General features: G+C 36.5%; 12 protein-coding genes. 8 read left to right on the top strand and 4 right to left on the bottom strand.

The window, feature by feature from the left end; all coding sequences use genetic code 11:
- Window positions 1-361 precede the first annotated feature (361 nt).
- Window positions 362-1,789, bottom strand: a complete 1,428-nt coding sequence (locus BLS98_RS13660) for a LuxR C-terminal-related transcriptional regulator (protein ID WP_089737063.1) — start codon at window positions 1,787-1,789, stop codon at window positions 362-364.
- A 367-nt stretch (window positions 1,790-2,156) separates the two neighbouring features.
- Window positions 2,157-2,627 carry an Lrp/AsnC family transcriptional regulator gene (locus BLS98_RS13655; RefSeq protein ID WP_089737062.1) on the bottom strand — a complete coding sequence of 157 codons (471 nt, stop codon included), beginning with the start codon at window positions 2,625-2,627 and terminating at the stop codon, window positions 2,157-2,159.
- A gap of 142 nt (window positions 2,628-2,769) precedes the next feature.
- On the opposite strand from BLS98_RS13655, the gene BLS98_RS13650 reads away from it, so the two are divergent.
- The 8 genes from BLS98_RS13650 to BLS98_RS13615 all read left to right on the top strand — a co-directional run bounded on the left by BLS98_RS13650 (window position 2,770) and on the right by BLS98_RS13615 (window position 15,221).
- The gene (locus BLS98_RS13650) at window positions 2,770-4,158 is read left to right on the top strand and encodes an MFS transporter (protein ID WP_089737061.1); all 1,389 of its coding nucleotides are present in this window, start codon (window positions 2,770-2,772) and stop codon (window positions 4,156-4,158) included.
- Between the two features lie 99 nt (window positions 4,159-4,257).
- Window positions 4,258-5,004, top strand: a complete 747-nt coding sequence (locus BLS98_RS13645) for a metallophosphoesterase (protein ID WP_089737060.1) — start codon at window positions 4,258-4,260, stop codon at window positions 5,002-5,004.
- Window positions 5,005-5,238: 234 nt separating this feature from the next.
- Window positions 5,239-6,165, top strand: a complete 927-nt coding sequence (locus BLS98_RS13640; protein WP_089737059.1) for an AraC family transcriptional regulator — start codon at window positions 5,239-5,241, stop codon at window positions 6,163-6,165.
- A 215-nt stretch (window positions 6,166-6,380) separates the two neighbouring features.
- Entirely contained in the window at window positions 6,381-7,526 is a 1,146-nt protein-coding gene (locus BLS98_RS13635; protein WP_089737058.1) for an efflux RND transporter periplasmic adaptor subunit, read from the top strand.
- Between the two features lie 9 nt (window positions 7,527-7,535).
- Window positions 7,536-10,676 (top strand): efflux RND transporter permease subunit, encoded by a 3,141-nt coding sequence (locus tag BLS98_RS13630; RefSeq protein ID WP_089737057.1) that lies wholly within the window; start codon window positions 7,536-7,538, stop codon window positions 10,674-10,676.
- Window positions 10,677-10,693: 17 nt separating this feature from the next.
- On the top strand, window positions 10,694-12,106 hold the full coding sequence (locus BLS98_RS13625) for an efflux transporter outer membrane subunit (protein WP_228425225.1): 1,413 nt from the start codon (window positions 10,694-10,696) through the stop codon (window positions 12,104-12,106).
- Window positions 12,107-12,163: 57 nt separating this feature from the next.
- Complete coding sequence (locus tag BLS98_RS13620; protein ID WP_089737055.1) at window positions 12,164-12,718, top strand: DUF2652 domain-containing protein; 555 nt, start codon at window positions 12,164-12,166, stop codon at window positions 12,716-12,718.
- 325 nt (window positions 12,719-13,043) lie between these two features.
- Window positions 13,044-15,221 carry an outer membrane beta-barrel family protein gene (locus tag BLS98_RS13615; RefSeq protein ID WP_089737054.1) on the top strand — a complete coding sequence of 726 codons (2,178 nt, stop codon included), beginning with the start codon at window positions 13,044-13,046 and terminating at the stop codon, window positions 15,219-15,221.
- Window positions 15,222-16,188: 967 nt separating this feature from the next.
- Here BLS98_RS13615 and BLS98_RS13605 read toward each other — a convergent pair.
- Complete coding sequence (locus BLS98_RS13605) at window positions 16,189-18,447, bottom strand: glycoside hydrolase family 3 C-terminal domain-containing protein (RefSeq protein WP_089737052.1); 2,259 nt, start codon at window positions 18,445-18,447, stop codon at window positions 16,189-16,191.
- A 311-nt stretch (window positions 18,448-18,758) separates the two neighbouring features.
- A complete protein-coding gene (gene metQ / locus BLS98_RS13600) occupies window positions 18,759-19,568 on the bottom strand; it encodes a methionine ABC transporter substrate-binding lipoprotein MetQ (RefSeq protein WP_089737051.1) in 810 nt (269 codons plus the stop codon).
- Between the last annotated feature and the right edge of the window lie 14 nt (window positions 19,569-19,582).

The following is a 19,582-nucleotide window of genomic DNA, read 5'->3' as shown; positions in this document are numbered from 1 at the left end:
ACAAACATATTCAATAATGATAAATATTTCCAAAAAATAACATACGACATAGCTACACTATAGCTACGACGGGTTATTTAATTTACTGATTGTTAGTTTGTTAAATTTAGGTTTTGGAAGCTGTGAAAACTATTTTTTGCAAAATAAAAACTGAAAACCCTTCAATGAAGAATGTCTTTTTAGCCTAACAATCATTAGTCTTTTTAATAAAAAGTATCCTTTTAGTGTAAATTTTATATTAAATATTATGTAATGGATATCATTGAAAGGGAAGGATGTTTTAATAAATTCTTACTCTTTTTGTTGCCATAAGCATCATAAAAATCCTACCATTAAGCAAGAGTTTACGATTTCAAAAAAGCTACAGGGAAGTAAAGAAGCTGTAAAGATCTGTTTCCGAAGAGATATTAAGTTTTTTTCTGAGTCTGCCTTTTTTGGTCTGTACAGATCTGTGTTGTATAAAAGTAAAATCAGCAATATCTTTCGACGAAAAACCGAGCCAGATCATGGCACACAAAGCCAGCTCAGATTTTGTCAGCTGCGGATTGATTTTTAAAATATTCTGAAATAAACTAGGATTAATCTCCTCAAACCTCTTAATAAACTTAAGATCATTACTCTTGGCAAGATCTAATAATTCTGTGAAATCTTCCTTAGAAATTCTTTCTTTTGAAGGAAAAGCTATATTACTCGATTTTCCGGAGTTGTTGTCTTCCTTCTTATATTTCCTGTTTCTGATCATTAAAAATAAAATAATTCCAACAATCAGAACAAGGGCTCCAATGGAAAGGAGAATGAGGTTAATATTATCCTTGTTTTTTTCTTCAATAACTTCACTTAGAGAAAGGTCAATAGCTTCATTTCCAGATACCTTAAGTTTTTGATCCAATTCTTCAGCTTTGGAAGTATAGGCATCTTCCATTTTTTTGTTATTGAGATTTTGGTAAACAAAAGCGATCTGTTGATAAAGGCCCGGTAATTTATTGATCCTTTTTGTTTTAACTAAAATATCTGCGGCTTTTTTATAAAAATCTAATGCTTTTTCAAATTCTTTTTTTTCAGAAAGAAGATCAGCATAAAAATAGTAAATGATGCCTTCTCTTACCGTTCCATACTCAGGAGCTTTAAGAAGAGACAGAGCTTTGTCATTGTAAAAAGTAGCAGAATCAAGGTTTCTGGTTTCTTGTAAATGATAATTCCCAATCAAAGAAGCGTTGATGGCAGAAGGGTCCAGACTAAAACCTTTGTGACGATAAATCAATGCCGAATCTTTATAGGTTGAAGAAATAAAATCAGCTCTTTGTTCGTACATATTGCCTAATAGCCAGCCTTTTTCATCCAGTTTTTTGCCATAATGAATGGCTTTTGCATTATAATTTAATGCTGTATTGACGAGTCCGGTAACATAATTCATCTGACCATATTCATGATAGAGCCTAGCATAAAGGAAATTATCATTAAGGCGGGTGGCTATTTTTTCTGCCGATTTCAGATATTCATGGCTGGTTTTATACCTTCCCATCATGCCATAAGTATTAGCAAGATTAATGTATCCCAATGCTTCTCCTTTTAAATATCCACCTTCTTTTGACTGTCTGATGATTTTTTTATTCAAAGTAATGAGCTCTGTCTCTTTTCCTTCCAGTCTTAGCTTTTCATTTTTGGTAAGTAAGGTATTATCAATTTGCCGGATATCGATTTTTTTATCACAACTACTCAAGGAAATTGCAATACATAGAGATATAAATATTCTGTGATTTTTTAAATAGATATCATTGATGAAGTTCATGAATTCTATGATTTTGTATCATTTATATAATGATGAAAATAGTCTCGATACTGTTGTCTGAAAAAAGACATATCCAATTGTAGAGAAGGTTGTCGTTTTCATTTGTAATGGAGGGTAAAACGATACAGGATTTCTTTATATTGATTGGTAATGCAATGCCCGACAACTTATTATAGCTGTCAGAATTAATAAATTGAGTACTCATCATCTTTTTGTTGCTTAATAAAATCTGATTCTTCCAAAAGCAGATTTAAGCAACTAAATTAGTGAAAAATAAGTACAGGTCCAATACCTACTTGATTTAAATAAAATTCTAAGATTGAAATGTGAATTTTTAACTGGTTGATTGATATGTGTTTAATTTTCTTTATATAATTTGAGCACTTTCCTTAATGCTGCTCATCACAAAAATACTTTTGGTTTGGGCAATGCCTTCAATTTCCGATAATTTATTGATGAAGAACTCATGAAATTCATCCATATTGGGGGCCAAAATTTTGAGCATGAAATCAAAATCACCACTGATGTTGTAAAACTCAACCACCTCTTTTAACCTGCTTACTTCTTCAATAAATTTTCCGGCTGTTTTTTTATTGTGAACATTCAAAGCGATCATACAGATCACCATCATGCCTTTATTCACCTTTTTGCGGTCTACTACAGCTGTATATTCCTTAATGATTCCCTGCTTTTCCATACGCTTAATACGTTCATGGGTAGGCGTGGGGCTAAGGTTAATCCTTGCAGAAATATCACGGACACTCATCTTCGCATCTTTCTGAAGAAGTCTCAGGATAGAAAGGTCTTTTTCGTCAGGAGTATAATTTTCTGTTGGCATTTGTTCTGTTTTAGAGGATTAATTTTGATGTTTCAGTTAATTTGTTCTTTTAATAATGTCTATTTAGTTTTATTGTTCCAAATTTACCATAAAATTTTTACTTACGTTCTGTTAATTTTAATTTTGCAGGAAATTTGAATATATGGATACAAGGAAGAATGTAATATTAATTTTAGCATCTGTAGGAACTTTTGTAGAGGCTTTGGATATTGCCATTATTAATTTAACCATTCCTTCTATTCAGGAACAGTTTCACATTGGTGCAGGAACAGTTCAATGGCTGCAAACGCTCTATGTACTGTTTTTTGGTGGTTTCCTTATTATTGGCGGAAAACTTTCCGATCAGATTGGAAGAAAGAAAATGTTCTTATTGGGAGCGCTGATTTTCATGCTGACTTCATTGGGAGCAGGTCTTTCCGAAAGTTTCAATATGTTAGCGATATTCCGTGCTTTACAGGGATTGGGAGCTGCGTTTGTAATGCCGGCAGCCTTATCTATTGTAACCAATACTTTCAGAGAAGAACAGGAAAGAAATCGAGCTATCGGAGTTTTTAGTTCATTTGCAGCTATTGGTTCGGGAAGTGGACTTTCGGTAGGCGGAATTATCAGTACATATCTAAGCTGGCACTGGGTTTTCCTTATTAATGTCCCGATTCTTTTAATCACCCTTATTCTGTCTTATTATTATTTACCAACAGATGAGAAAAATGAAAAGGCACAAAAAACAGATGTTATTTCCGGAATATTAATGGTTGTTGGTCTTTTAAGCTTAACCTATGGAACCCATGAATTGGTTCACATCAAAGAACAGCCTTTTCTTGTAATAGGTTCATTAGTGGTTGCTGTATTGCTTCTGGTAATGGTATTCTTCAGATTGAAAACCGTTGCAGAACCACTATTTGATTTGAAATTATTCAGGCATGGTTCTTTAGTAGTTTCCAACGCTGCTTTCTTTACTTTAGGAGCTTTTTTTATCGGATTTTTATTCCTGATTTCTTTAATGCTTCAGAAAGATATGAGCTATAGTGCTGCTGCTTCAGGATTAATGCTTGTTCCGTTCAGTCTTCTGTCTGCTTTAACGGCTAAATTTATCTTACCTCGCATTTCAAAACGATTGAGTTCATCTCAAATGGGAGTGTTGGGATGGTCTTTTATGCTGACAGGAGGAGTATTGTTATTAATTTCAGTATATACGGGACATCCGTTGACGGTAGTTTTATTAGGAGCTGCCTGTATCTCGGGAATAGGAATGACTTTCTGCTTTACAGCGCTTTCCGTGATGGGAATTCAGGATGTTGAACCTTCCAATTACGGATTGGCATCAAGTTTGAGTTCTACAAGTTACTTCCTGGGAGCGGGGATCGGGCTATCATTCATGACTTTAATGAGTCAGGTTTTTCCTTCAGAATTTGCCGTAGGAAGCTTGAATCTGATCGTATTGATTAGTTACGCTCTTTTAGCCCTTGGAATGTTATTCTATTTTATAATGAAAAGCTTAAAAGTGAAGCAGACAGAAGTAGTTGTTTCCTGATAAGCGGCCTTAAAATTACACAAACTATATGAGCAGGGAATCGGTGTTTAGGCGTCGGTTCCTTTTTTTATTTTCATTCCTCTTCATTACTTTTGCAGCATGAGAATACAAATCATTAGCGATCTTCATCAGGAATTTGGACGAACTGAATTATGTTTTGATAATGCGGACGTTGTTGTTTTGGCTGGTGATATTAATCTGGGAACCAAAGGAATTGAATGGATTAAAGAAGCAATTTCGGATAAGCCCGTCATTTATGTGCTGGGAAATCATGAATATTATAAAGGTTCTTATCCGAAGACATTACATAAAATTAAAAATGCTGCTGAAGATTCCAATGTTTTTGTACTCGAAAATTCTTTCATAGATATTGAAGATGTACGTTTTCATGGAACTACTTTATGGACTGATTTTTCAATTTTTGGAAACCCTGTAAAATATGGAATGATCTGCCAACCCATGATGAATGATTATAAAAAGATCACCCGTGATCCTTCTTATTCTAAATTGAGAACAATAGATACTTTTAAGATTCATCAGCTTTCAAAAGTGTGGCTGGAGGAGAGTCTTGAAGTTTCGAAAGGACTTAAAAATATAGTGGTTACCCATCATGCTCCCAGTATTCAATCTGTACCGGAACATTATAAAGAAGATCCGTTGACTTCAGCGTACGCCTCCAATTTGGAAGATATGATTCTGGAACACCAGCCTATATATTGGGTTCATGGTCATATTCATACCCCATCCAGATATAAAATTGAAAAAACTGAGGTCATTTGTAATCCCCATGGCTATATTGATGAAAGATATAATGGCTACGAGAAGGAGTTGATTATTGAAATATAAAACTTGAAAAAGTAAAAAAAGAATAGGAAATAAATGTGTTACGTAAAAGTAGCCACTATTATTAATAAAAAAAGACTTCAATCATTCCCCTTCGCTGGAGGGGTGGCGAAAATTCAAAGAATTTTTGACGGGGTGGTTACGTATATTCTATCTTTTTGAACTGCTTCACAATTGTTCTCTTCTTTTCACAATTTCACCTTTTTCACTACCTTCGTACCTCACAACCCATTTTCCATGGCTAAAAAATCCCGCAAAGAACTCTCCAAACAACCCGATTTTGTTTCACAGCTGGCTTTTGATGAAGTTTTACAACAAGTAGAATTTGATCTTAGAGTTAAGGAGTTTGTGGTGATGGATATAGACAGGGAAAATTATATCATAAAGCCAAATATTCCTTACCGTTCAGATTATTTCTGCATTTTCCTTGTGCAGGATGGGAGCGTTGGCTTCAAACTGGATGATAAAAGCTATGAAGTTTTTAAAGGAGATGCGGTTTTCTGCCCTATGTCGGAAACCTTTTGGGTGGAAAATATTGCGGAGGATTATAGGGCAACCTATATTTTCTTTTCCGTTGATTTTATTTCTCAGGCAGGTTTTAATTACAAATCCAATAATGTCCTGAAGAGCCTTTCGTCAGATCCTACCCATATTATCAGGAATGAGCCGGATTTATTCAGAAAATTGAATTTTCACCTTGATGAACTGAAACAGTTGAATAACAAGGAGCAAGATAACTACTATTTCAATGAAATGATCTGGCATCACTTCTCGCTGGTGATTTATGAAATAGACAATTATTTCAAGAAAATTGAAAAACCTCATACCGTTACTCATCGGGAAGATGAACTTACGACCAGTTTTTTTAAGTTGGTTCAGGAACATTTCAAGGAAGAGCATAATGTTCAGTTTTATGCGGATAAGATGTTTATCAGTAGAAAATATCTTACAAAGGTTATCAATAAAACCATGCTTAAAACACCACGAGATATTATCCATCATGTATTGGCGGTAGAAGCAAGATTGCTGCTTAAAAACCCTAATCTAAATGTGAGTGAGGTGGCTGCACAGCTTAAATTCTCTGATCAGGCGTCTTTTAGTAAATTTTTCAAAAAACACACTGGTAGAGCTCCTTTAGAATACAGAAAAGATGATTTGTATTGATAATGAGGCAGTTGTGTTTTAGGTGTCTTTTTGATAAAACTAACACTTATTTTCGATTTAAAATTTAGAAATATCTCATTTAAATTATCTATGAATGATATTTCTCATGTTTTTAAAAATAAGGAGTCTTTTTGACAAAACAAGGGGTTTTTTGAATAATTCTATTGAATTTTTTTCGTTCGATTTTTGTACAGAAAATTTAAATGACTAGAGTTATGCAAAGATTTTTTGTTCAAAAATCAACCTTACTTTTCCTTGCGCTCATCGCTTTGGCGGGGTGTAAGAAAGGTAATCAAAATCAGGCTTATCAACAGCAGGCACCGGAACTTCCTGTAGAAATAGTAAAACAGGGAGACGCTTCTGTTTCCAGAGAATATGCAGCATCCATTGAGGGAATTTCCAATGTAGAAATCAGACCTCAGGTAACCGGATATTTAAGCAAAATTTTTGTGGACGAAGGAGATTATGTAAGAGCGGGGCAGCCACTTTTTAAAATTGAAGACAGGATATTTGCTGAGCAGTTGAAAAGTGCGCAGGCATCCTTAATTACTGCACAGGCCAATCTTTCCACTTCAAAAATTGACCTGGATAGAAAAAAGGAACTTTTTAGAAATAAAATGGTTTCCGAAATTCAGGTGAAAGAAGCAGAGGCAGCTTATAATGCAGCAAGAGGGGCAGTAAGCCAATCAACGTCTTCTATTGAATCTGCAAAGATCAATCTTAACTTCTCAACGATTAAAGCTCCGGTAAGCGGATTTATCGGGAGATTCAACTACCGTTTGGGAAGCTTGATGACCCCAGGTAATCAGGAACCGATTACCCTGTTATCAGACATTCATCAGGTATATACTTATTTCAGCTTAAGTGAAAATGACTTTAATAATTTCCAGAAGCAATATGTGGGAAGCAGTATTGATGAGGTTATTAAAAACACTCCTGCAGTATCTCTGCAGCTTTCCGGAGGTGATAAGTATGCTGAAATGGGAAGAATTGATGCTGTTGAAGGTCAGTTTAACAAAACTACGGGTTCTATTACTTTAAGAGCAAAATTCAACAATCCGAATAATACGTTGAGAAGCGGAAATACAGGAAAGATCTTGTTAGATCAGTTCTACAGCAATGTTGTATTACTTCCGATAGCATCTACCAGAACCATTCAGGATAAAGTTTTTGTGTTCACTATTAAGAATGGAAAAGCTGAAATGCTTCCGGTAGAAGTGAATGGAAAAGCGGGTGATCATTTTATAGTTTCCAAAGGGCTTAAAGCCGGAGATCAATATATCGTATCCGGTTTCGACAGATTACAGCCGGGAACTCCTGTAGTGGCACAAAAGAAAAATGCTCAACAGAAAAAATCGTAAGAAGAAATCATGTTAAAGAAAATTATAAAAAGACCCGTACTGGCAACGGTTATTTCCGTATTGCTGGTCATTCTCGGGATCGTCGGTATGGTCAGCCTGCCGATTACAAAATTCCCGGATATTGCACCGCCTACCGTTATGGTAACCGCTGCCTATCCAGGAGCCAATGCTGAAACGATTGCAAGATCTGTGGCTCCGCCGTTGGAAAACGCCATCAATGGAGTGGAAAATATGGATTACATTACTTCTACGGCGAGTAATGATGGTACATTGAGTATCACTGTAATCTTTAAATTGGGAACAGATCCGGATCAGGCAGCCATTAACGTTCAGAACAGAGTAGCGCAGGTAACCAACCAGCTTCCTGCTGAGGTAATCCAAGCTGGGATTACCACTGTAAAAAGGCAGAACAGTATGATTGCAATGGTTTCTCTAACCAGTAAAGATGGTTCAATGAGTGATCTTTTCCTTGAGAACTATGCGAAAATTAATATTGTTCCGGAATTAAAAAGGGTAAAAGGAGTAGGAGATGCGATGGTGTATGGTAACAAAGATTACTCTATGCGTGTATGGCTTGATCCGAATAAGCTGGCTTCCTATAATCTTACTCCATCCGAAGTTTCCCGTGCGATTCAGACTCAAAACCTTGAGGCGGCACCCGGAAGATTAGGAGAAAGAAGTAAGGAAGTAATGGAATATGTTCTTCGATACAAAGGGAAATTCACAGAGCCTGAACAGTACGAGAATATCACAATTAAAGCATTGAATGATGGTTCTGTTTTAAAGCTAAAAGATATTGCGAGAGTTGAATTCGGTGCTTATAGCTATACAGTTTCATCCAACTTTAATAAGAAGGCTTCTGTAACGATGGCGATCTTCCAGATGGCTGGATCCAATGCCAATGAAGTACAGATTGCGCTTCAGGACAGAATGAAGGAACTGGAAAAATCTTTCCCGGCAGGAATGGATTATGAAATTCCGTATGCTACTAAAGAAGCGTTGGATCAATCTATTGAACAGGTAATTCATACTTTGATTGAAGCATTTATCCTTGTATTTATTGTGGTGTATATTTTCCTACAGGATTTCAGATCCACATTAATTCCGGCGATTGCAGTTCCGGTTTCTATTGTGGGAACGTTTTTCTTCATGAAAGTTTTTGGTTTCTCTATCAATATTTTGACCTTGTTTGCTCTAGTGCTCGCCATTGGAATTGTAGTAGACGATGCCATTGTGGTGGTGGAAGCAGTTCACGCTAAAATGGAGCATAAAAAACTGAATCCAAGAGCGGCAACCATGTCAGCGATGAGTGAGATTACAGGAGCCATTGTTTCCATCACGTTGATTATGTCTGCGGTATTCGTTCCGGTGGCATTTATGAGTGGTTCTACAGGGTTGTTTTATCAGCAGTTTGCTTTAACATTGGCGATTGCCATTGTGATTTCTGCGATCAATGCATTGACGCTGAGTCCTGCTTTATGTGCTTTATTCCTTAAACAACATCATGGAGGAGATCATGAAAAAATGAACTTTAAAGACCGTTTCTTTGCTGGATTTAATGCAAGTTTCAATAAACTGACATTCCGTTATGGAAAAGCTGTATTATTCCTTTTGAAGAAAAAATGGATTGCATTGGCGATCATTGTAGCATTCGGAGGATTGTTTGCCTGGATGTCTATGACGACTCCAAAAGGATTTATTCCTGATGAAGACCAGAGTTTTATTATCGTAACAGCGAATCTGGCTCCGGGAGCTTCTAAAGATAGAACATCTAAAGTAGTTTCTGATACAGAAGATCTTTTGATGAAAAATCCGGCAGTAGACAAGGTAATTTCAGTAGATGGATTAAACTTATTCAGTGGATCAATGTCTTCTTCTGCAGCTTCTATTTTCGTTAAATTAAAAAATGGTGGGAAAAGAGGTCCTGTAAATGATATCAATGCGATTATCGGACAGGTACAAGGGACACTTTCACAGGATAAGAGAGCTAATTTTCTTGTATTGAATACGCCAACAGTAGATGGTTTCGGGAATACGAGTGGGATGGAGCTTGTGCTTCAGGACCGTACCAATGGAGAACTTCAGAACCTTGGAAACATCTCTTACGGAATGATGGGAGCTTTGATGCAGAGACCGGAAGTTGCGGTAGCATTTACAACATTTGATGTTACCTATCCACAGTTTGAAGTATTGGTAGATGAGGTGAAGTCAGCTCAGCTTGGAGTGAATGTTTCTGATGTTTTAGGCGTGATGCAAGGATATTATGGAAGTATTCAGGCTTCTGATTTCAACAGATTTGGAAAATATTATAGAGTTTTAGTACAGTCTACTCCAGAAACAAGACAGGATAAAGAATCCCTTAACGGGCTTTTTGTTAAGAATAATCTGGGACAAATGGTTCCTATCACTACTTTGGTAAGCTTAAAACAGACGACAGGAGCTGAGGTAGTAGACCGTTTCAACCTTTTCAACTCATCCAATTTAACAGTAATGGCTGCTCCGGGTTACAGTACAGGTCAGGCAATGGCTGCGGTAGAAGAAGTAAGCAAGCAGGTACTTCCTCCGGGATATACTTATGATTATAAAGGAATGAGCCGTGAAGAAGCAGGATCCAGTTCTCAGTCAGTGATGATTTTCGGGTTGTGTATTGTATTTGTATTCTTCCTGTTATCAGCACAATATGAGAGTTATATCCTTCCATTAGCTGTATTGATCGCTATTCCGGTAGGATTGTCAGGCGTTTTTGTGGGAATTACTTTCGCAGAATTATCCAATAATATTTATGTTCAGATTGCTCTTGTCATGTTGATTGGGCTTCTGGCGAAGAACGGTATTTTGATTGTGGAATTTGCCATTCAGAGACGTAGAGCAGGGAAAAGTCTTATTGCTTCAGCGGTTGAGGGAGCTAAAGCTCGTTTACGTCCTATTTTGATGACCTCTCTGGCATTTATTACCGGATTGCTTCCATTGATTTTTGTGGTAGGACCATCTGCGATGGGTAACCATTCTATTGGATATGCTGCAATTTCAGGGATGCTTTTTGGAACGATCTTAGGAATTTTTGTAGTTCCGGTACTTTTTGTGATGTTCCAGGCTTTGCATGAGAAAATCAACGGAAAAGTAGTAACAGATGCGGATTGGGAATATTAATTCAAATGATTTTAACAATGAAAATTAAAAATATAGCATATATCGCATTCATTTCCGGGACAGCCGTTTCGTGTGGCGTTCAAAAGTATAAACAGCCTGAAGTGAAGATGCCTGAAGCTTTCAGAAGTGACAGTATTGTGGTGGAGCAGAATGAAAATATTGCAAAAATCGGTTACAAAGACTTTTTCAAAGATCCGGTTTTGGTAGGATTAATTGATAAGGCGATGGTGCAGAATAATGATCTGCAAGTTGCTTTAAAACAAATCGAATTTGCTTCACTGGCGTATACTCAAAGTAAGTGGGGAAATGTTCCCACTATCAATGCTACTGCAAATGCTAATATCAGCCGACCTTCTGACAACAGTATGAACGGAATGATGGCAGGTCAGTTTATGGGAAAAAGATATATGGAAGATTATACAGCAGCCCTAAATTTTTCGTGGGAAGCTGACATCTGGGGAAAGATTAAAGGAAGAAAGGAGCAGGCATTGGCAGACTATCTTAAAACCCAGGAGGCAGCAAAGGCGGTAAAGACACAAGTGGTGGCTGCTGTAGTTCAAGGGTATTATAATCTTTTGATGCTGGATACGCAGTTGGAAATTACAAAGTCTAATTTAGCGTATGCTGATAATACCCTTACATTTTTAGTGAAGCAACAGGAGTTGGGATTAACAACAGCTTTGGCGGTGCAGCAACAGGAAATTGTAAAAGATCAGATCCTGAAAACGATTCCTGCCATTGAAAGTTCTGTGGCTACGCAGGAGAATGCTTTAAGTCTGTTAACCGGTTCCATGCCAGGGAAAATTGAAAGAAAAGCAAGCTTGAATAATGTACAGTCTCCCGATCACATTTCAGCAGGAGTTCCGTCAGAGTTATTAAGTTACAGACCTGATGTGAAAACGGCTGAGTTAGAGGTGAGAAAAAGCGCGGCAGCAATCCATATTGCTAAAATGAGTATGTATCCTTCATTGAATATTACAGCTCAAGGTGGAGTGAATGCTTTCCAGATTAGCAAATGGTTCAGTATTCCGGGATCTCTTTTTGGAATGGCTGCCGGAGCTATTGCTCAGCCTATTTTGAATGGAAAACAGCTGAAAACTCAGTATGAGCAGTCTAAAGTATTAGCAGATCAGGCTGAAATAGGTTTTAAGCAATCTGTTTTAAAAGCGGTAGGCGAAGTTTCTGATGCGTTGGTGCAGATTCAGAAGCTGGAAGAGCAACAGAAAATTGCTGAAGGATTGGTAGTGAAATCCGGTGAAGCTGTGAAGAAAGCAGATCTGTTATTCAAGTATAATTCAGCAACATATGTAGAGGTTATCATGGCTCAAACCAATAAGCTTAATGCCGAATTGGAACTGGCTTCTCTGAAAGCTCAACGATTGAATGCAATAACTGCGCTTTACCGTTCTGTAGGTGGCGGATGGCAATAAAGTAAAATTAAACCTGCTTCGTCTTTAGATGCAGCAGGTTTTTAATCCAAAATCATTATGAAGAATACAGATATACAAGAGGGAATCATTTTAATTCCGGATTTCAGCGGATTTACAGAATTTGTGTTCAATACCAAACTTTATACAGGAGAATATATTGTAAGACAACTATTATCTACGCTGATTGATGTGAACGATCAGTATTTTGAAATTTCTGAAATTGAAGGCGATGCCATTTTGTTTTATCGCTATGATGAAAATCCGTCTTATCAGAATATTTCAGGAATGCTTTGGAAAATGCGTAATGCATTCAACAGAAAAATAAAAGAATTGAGTAAAAGTTTAAGCACCACTATAGATTTGTCTCTGAAGTTTATCGTTCATTATGGAGCCTTTTCGCAATATAATATCGGAAGTTTCAGAAAGCTGTATGGGAAAACGATTGTTGAGGCGCATCAGCTTTTGAAAAATGGATTGGCACAGCAGCCTTCGTATGCTTTATTCAGTAATTCTTTTTTAGAAAATACTCATAATCAGAAAACTGATTTCAATATAGATCAGCATCACTTACCAGAAGTAGGCATGATTCATTATTTTGAAAACGTACACTAGCATATTCTTTATTTTTTAATCCTTGTAAATTTGCTATTGCTAGCGGCCCGGGTGAGATCCGGGCTTTTTTTATGGGTAAAATGAAAATAAATATGTTAAAGTTTGGTTAATGGAAATTATTGCTATTATCAATTTATTGTACAAGTAGTAGAAATAAGAGTGTTTAATTATTTATCATGTCTTAATAAATGTTATTTTTTTGAATTATTCCTAAATTTAAAATTTGTAAACTGTTAAAACATAGAGGTTTATTACTGTTCTTTAATTTTTTCGATGTAACAAATATTAGGGTATAGTGGTCTTATAGATAAAACTAAGATTTCACATGAAAGTAATATTATTTCCTATCGCACTATTAACGGGCTCTTTGGCTTTTGCACAAACTCAGGCTCCTGCTGTGAAGGACACTACAAAAGGCGATGCAAAAGAGATTGAAGCGGTAACCATTGTGGCGAGAAAACCTACAGTAGAGTCTAAAGTAGACCGAACTGTCTTTAATGTGGCCAACAGTGCCATTGTAGCCGGAAATACAACATGGGATGTTCTGAGAATGACTCCTCTGGTAAGCATTGATAACAGTGATGCTATAAAGGCGGAAGGACAGTCTGTGACTGTATATATCAATGACAGAAAATCAGTTTTTACAGGAAAAGAATTAAAAGAATATCTTAAAACGATTCCCGCAGATAATCTATTGAAGATTGAGGTGATCACCAGCCCATCTTCACGATATGAAGCTACCGGTTCTGTTATCAATATTGTTTTGAAGAAACGCGATGATGAAGGATTAAAAGGAAGTATTTCGCTAAGCAACAGGCACAGTACAAAAAATACACAGTATTCTAACTTTAACCTGAATTATCATAAGAAGAAATTTACCCAGACCCTGATTGGAAGTTATGCCAATAATAATTATGTACAAAAAGGCTCCAGTAACCTTGTGTTTTATGCTGATGAAAAATTGAACAGGGATCTAAGCTATGAAACCATTTCCAAAAGTGAAACCCCGTCCCTTTCCTCTACTTCTGAATTTGAACTGAATGACAAAAATAATATAGGGCTTGTTCTGGAATTTTATCAGAGCAGAAACTTATCATGGTCCAATACTGACGGAAGAGAGTATGATTATGATAAAAAAGACTTTATAAATTACCATCAGGCTCAAACTGCTAATGGTTTTTACCGAAACTTGGGTACCAATGCTTTTTATAAGTATTATGATAAAGAAAAAAACAGAATTTTGGATGTAAATCTTGGGACCAATTATTCAGGTAATGATAATAATGATCTCATCAATAAGACAATTGTAAACAATCCCAAGGTTAAAGAAATAGGATCCATAAACAATGCCCAGATGCGTAATTATTACCTGAAAGTGGATTATACCCAGCCTTTAGGAAAATCCTGGGGAACTATTGAAGTAGGAGCAAAAACAGAATTCAACAACCATGTTATTCCTAATAACCTCTATGGATACAGTCTTGGGACTTCTGAGTATGCAGGGCTTTCAACAAGAGATAGATTCCATTATGAGGATAATATCACTTCTGTTTATGCTAATTATAGTAAAACGTTTTTCAAGAAATTGGAAGCCAGGTTCGGACTTCGATATGAATATATTGATTTTAAGATAAGACAGGATGTAGCAGGAACTGAAAGAAAAGATGGCTATGGCACTTTTCTCCCTAATTTATTGCTGAAATACAGTTTTTCAGATAAGTATGATCTGAGTCTTACTTACGACCGCAAAATTTGGAGACCTTGGTATTCGGAATTCAATCCTTTTTTAACACCCTCTATTGATGGAACCTATTCCAGAGGAAATATGGATTTGAATCCTAACCCTAATGACAGGCTTTACCTGAAGTTTGGAATCCTGAAAAAGTATTTTATTTCTGCAAGATATATGTATACCAATCAGGATTACTGGACCACTTATTCCAGTGAAGGTGGAAGAAATGTGTCTTATCCCGGGAACTTTAATGGAAGAGTTGAGAAATATTACCTTTTTGCCAATACCAATCAAAATTTCCTTAAAAATAAGCTAAATGTGAATGTTGGATTTGGTTGGTACTATATTGATAATCATGATTTCAATTTGAAGAATGATATTGGTGGAAAAGCTTATATCAATTATTGGGGTGGTTCAGCCAATCTTTCTTATACAAACCTTTTCAATAAGAACATTAATCTGAGTGCGTGGATGGAAATTTCCAATCAGAACAATGGAAATACCCAGGCTAATAACACCAACGTATTCCATAATATCTCGATCACCAAAATATTCCCTAAAACACAAATGGAAGCCAGTATACAGCTGATGAATATTTTTAAAAGACCTTATTCTGATGATATCACTTACAATCAGGGAGGAACAGTCAGAAGATATGAATTATGGGATTGGTACGGGGTGAACGTTACTTTTGTAAAGCGTTTCGGAAACCAAAAGGTGAAAGAAAACACAAAAACAGATGTGGAGAAAAATGCTGGTGGAGCAAAATAAAAGAGGTGTTAGATCAATTAAATATAAAGCAGGTTTCATTTTGAGGCCTGTTTTTTACTTATTTCAAGGTTCCAATTTTTATAACGACATAAATACATGCTCAAAAAAATCTGCACAATTTGCGAAATCTGCGAGAGATTTACTAAAAACCTTAATCTTTATGAGTTTTTTTGACGCAAAGATTTAAAATATTCTGATGTTATATTTCAAGGAAGCTAAGGGGAATCAATTGCATTGATTCTTTCTAAGCGCATGGTTAATCATATTGCTTCATCAGCGGCTTGCCGCACTTCTTAGCTTCCTTGGAATAAAGCGATTCAACAAATTTTCTTTGCGTTTTTATCTAAAAAATCTGCGTAATCATCTGGTCTGTGAGAAATTTTTAAAATTCGAATCACGGATAGTTTTATTTAACGTAAAGTTTTTAAAATATTCTGACATTATATTGTAAGGAAGCTAAGAGAGTAATCGATTTGCAATCGATTTTGATTAAGCGCATGGTTAATCATATTGCTTCATCAGCGACTTGTCGCACTTCTTAGCTCCCTTGGAATAAAACGGTTCAACAAATTTTCTTTGCGTTTTATCTAAAAAATTTGCGTCATCAGCTCAATCAGCGAGAGATTTTCTAAAAATTGAACCATTAAGAGGCTTTAAGTTTTTAAGGATAGTTAAGGAAATAGCTGAAGCTATTGGTAAGCGTTTTTTTCATTCATCTTTGATGAAACTTAACTTCTCTTAAAATCTTTAATTTTTCTTAATGACTTAGTAATTTAATTTCACGCAGATTTCGCAAATTACGCAGATTGATGTGGAGATCTGATCTGTGTCATAAGTTTGATCTGCATGAGAAACAAAAAAGCAGGCTCCAAAAAGAAACCTGCTCAAATTCTACAAAATTAATAGATAGATTAGTTAGCCGTCAAATAGTAACTTCCATCTTCATGCTTCCATCTTCCACCCTTTACTATTTCAACGTAAACTTTATTTTTGTTTTAATGGCATCCGAAGAATTTCCGATTAAAGCTTCAAAATCACCCGGCTCAGCTACCCAGTCGTGTTTCTGAGCATCAAAGAAACTTAAAGCTGACTTGTCAATAGTGAAAGTCACTTCTTTTTCTTCTCCAGGATTTAAAAACACCTTTTCAAAACCTTTTAACTCTTTAGCAGGGCGTGGTACAGATGATTTCACATCATTGATATAAAGCTGTGCAACCTCGGCTCCTGCTTTCTTGCCTGTATTTTTAACAGTTACAGTAAAGGTGATAGTATCGTTTGGTGATAAGGTGGTTTTATCTGCTTTAGCTTTTCCAAATTCAAAAGTAGTGTAGCTCAATCCGTGCCCAAAGCTGAAAAGAGGTTTGATGTTTTTGGTGTCATGCCAACGATATCCTACAAATACTCCTTCGTTATAGGTAATATTGATTGGGTTTTTCTGATCTTTTCCTTTTCCGGCAGCGAATTCGTCTTTCTGCCCCGGATATTCTCCAAGCTGATGAGCGGAATTATCTTCAAGTTTTACAGGGAATGTAAACGGAAGTTTTCCTGATGGGTTAGCATCACCTGCTAAAATAGAAGCGATAGAATTTCCAGCTTCAGAACCAAGATACCATGACTGTAAAACGGTTGGTACTTCTTTGATCCAAGGCATGGCAACAGCGTTTCCGGAAACCAGAACTACAGCTAGGTTTTTGTTGGCTTTGGCTAATGCTGAAATCACATTGTCCTGATTATATGGCAATCCATAGCTTTTTCTGTCATTTCCTTCACTATCCTGAAAATCTGCTTTATTCAGTCCGCCAACGAAAATTACGTAGTCAGATTTTTTTGCTAATTCTACTGCTTCGTTTAATAATTCAGTTGCTGAACGGGTGTCTTTTAAGTCCTGTCCGGATTTTACACCATTATATTCTCCGCCAATGTCTCCTACATATCCTCTGGCATACTGTACATCCGATTGTTTACCAAATCTGGATTTGATTCCGTCCAATGGTAGGGTTTCATATTTTACTTTTAGTGAGGAAGATCCGCCACCAACTGTCATGATCTTGATGGCATTTTCCCCAATAACAGCAATTTTTTTAGCTTTATTAAGGTCTATCGGAAGGATATTTCCCTGGTTTTTTAATAGAACAACGCCTTCTTCTCCGATTTCTTTAGCCACAGCTTTGTGCTCTTCCGAAGCAATATTTCCGAAAGGCTTATTTCTGTTCATGGTAGTTTTATAAGCAAGGCGAAGGAGTCTGGTTACCTTGTCATCCAGTTCTTGAGTTCCTACTTTTCCGGCTTTAATCAGATCAAGATAAGGCTTGGCCAGATAATAATTATCATAAGCATTTTTAGTTCCTGCAGAAAGTCCATTGGTCCATGATCCGAATTCAAGATCCAATCCGTTGTGAATCGCTTGTTCAGTATTGTTAACTGCGCCCCAATCGGAAACTACTACACCTTTATAATTCCATTCCTTTTTCAGAATATCATTCAAAAGGTATTGATTCTGGCTGGCATATTGACCTTTATATAGGTCATAAGCACCCATGATTGTCCAGGAATCCCCTTCTGTAACAGCAGCTTTGAAAGGTGGAAGGTATATTTCATAAAGAGTTCTGTCGTCCACATTCACATTGCTGGTATGACGGAACATTTCCTGATTGTTCAGGGCAAAATGTTTCACAGAAGTGGCTACTCCGTTAGATTGTACCCCTTTGATATAAGGAACCACCATTTTTGAAGTCAGATAAGGATCTTCACCCATGTATTCAAAGTTTCTTCCATTCAATGGAGTTCTGTAGATGTTAACTCCAGGTCCTAAAAGAATATCTTTCTTTCTGTATCGGGCTTCTTCTCCCAATGCTTTACCATAGTTCCATGACATTTTTTTATTCCATGTTGCAGATAGAGCGGTTAGGGCAGGGTAGGCGATAATAGAATCATTAGTCCATCCGGCTTGATCCCATTCGTCCCACATTACTTCAGGGCGTACCCCGTGAGGACCATCAGTTGTCCAGAATTCAGGAATTCCTAATCTTGGAACACCAGGAGAACTGAATTTCGACTGTGCGTGAAGCATAGCTACTTTTTCTTCCAGGGTCATTTTGGAAAGAGCATCTTTGATACGCTCTTCTACAGGTTTTGATTCATCTAAATAAACGGGAGTATTGTTCTGGGCCATATAAGAAACAGAAATAAAGGTGAATAAGCTTACAATGGCGGTTTTCTTTAACATAATGCCTTTTTATTGGATTAAAGCAAAAATAAACAAAATTTTTATATTATCTCAAATTGAGAAAATAAATTTTCAGACATAAAAAAACTGCCTGCAAAAATGCTGACAGCTTGTTATTTATTGTAAAGTAGAAATGCTATAATAGAGACAAGAGGCATGAAGATGATAGACGAAGAGATAATAGACAGAAAATATTGAACTCTCAATGTCAATAGTTAATTTTGCTTCACAAGTGAATCATCAATTTGGAGCGAAGGGATTATAACCCCGTATCTCGAACCCCGCACCCCGAAACTCTCATACTCAAACACCTAATCCCATCCTTTTACCGCACCTCCTTTAAATACCTCAAGGGCTTTTTTCTCCACTTCATCAGACTGGTAAGCTTTCACAAAGTTTTTTACCTTCTGGCTGTTCTTATTATCCTGTCTTGTCACAACAAGGTTAACATAAGGCGAATCTTTATCTTCTTTAAATATTCCTTGCTTTTCCGAATCTAATCCGGCTTGTGCTGCAAAATTGTTATTGATAATTCCTACAACAACATCTCTGTCATCCAAAACTCTAGGGATTTGTGCCCCTTCAATTTCCATGATATTCAACTCTTTTGGATTTTCTGTAATATCAGTGACTTTTGGAAGCAATCCGACTCCTGCTTTTAGTTTCAATAAACCGTTTTTCTGTAGCAGAAGTAAAGAACGGCCGCCATTGGTAGGGTCATTAGGGATAACAATCGTGCTCCCATTTTGCAACTCACTAAGGTTTTTAATCTTTTTAGAATAGGCAACAATAGGGTAGACAAAGGTATTTCCTACAATTGCAAGATTATACCCTCTCTGTTTTGATTGTTCGGCTAAATAAGGAGCATGCTGGAAAGCATTGGCATCAATGTCACCATTTACCAAGGCTTCGTTGGGAACTACATAATCGTTGAAAGGGATAAGTTCCACTTCAAGATTATATTTTTCCTTCGCTACCTTTTTAGCTACTTCGGCCACTTCCTGCTCCGGTCCGTAAGTAATTCCGACCCTGATGAAATTCGGATCATCCTTTCTTCCTGAGCATGCACTGAAAAGCAGTACACCAGCAGCTATTAAACCTAAAATCTTTATTTTTTTCATTCTATTCTTTTTAA

Origin of the sequence: Chryseobacterium jejuense (genome assembly GCF_900100075.1) — a bacterium.
Lineage (GTDB): Bacteria > Bacteroidota > Bacteroidia > Flavobacteriales > Weeksellaceae > Chryseobacterium > Chryseobacterium jejuense.
This window is presented reverse-complemented; position numbering and strand designations above follow the sequence as displayed.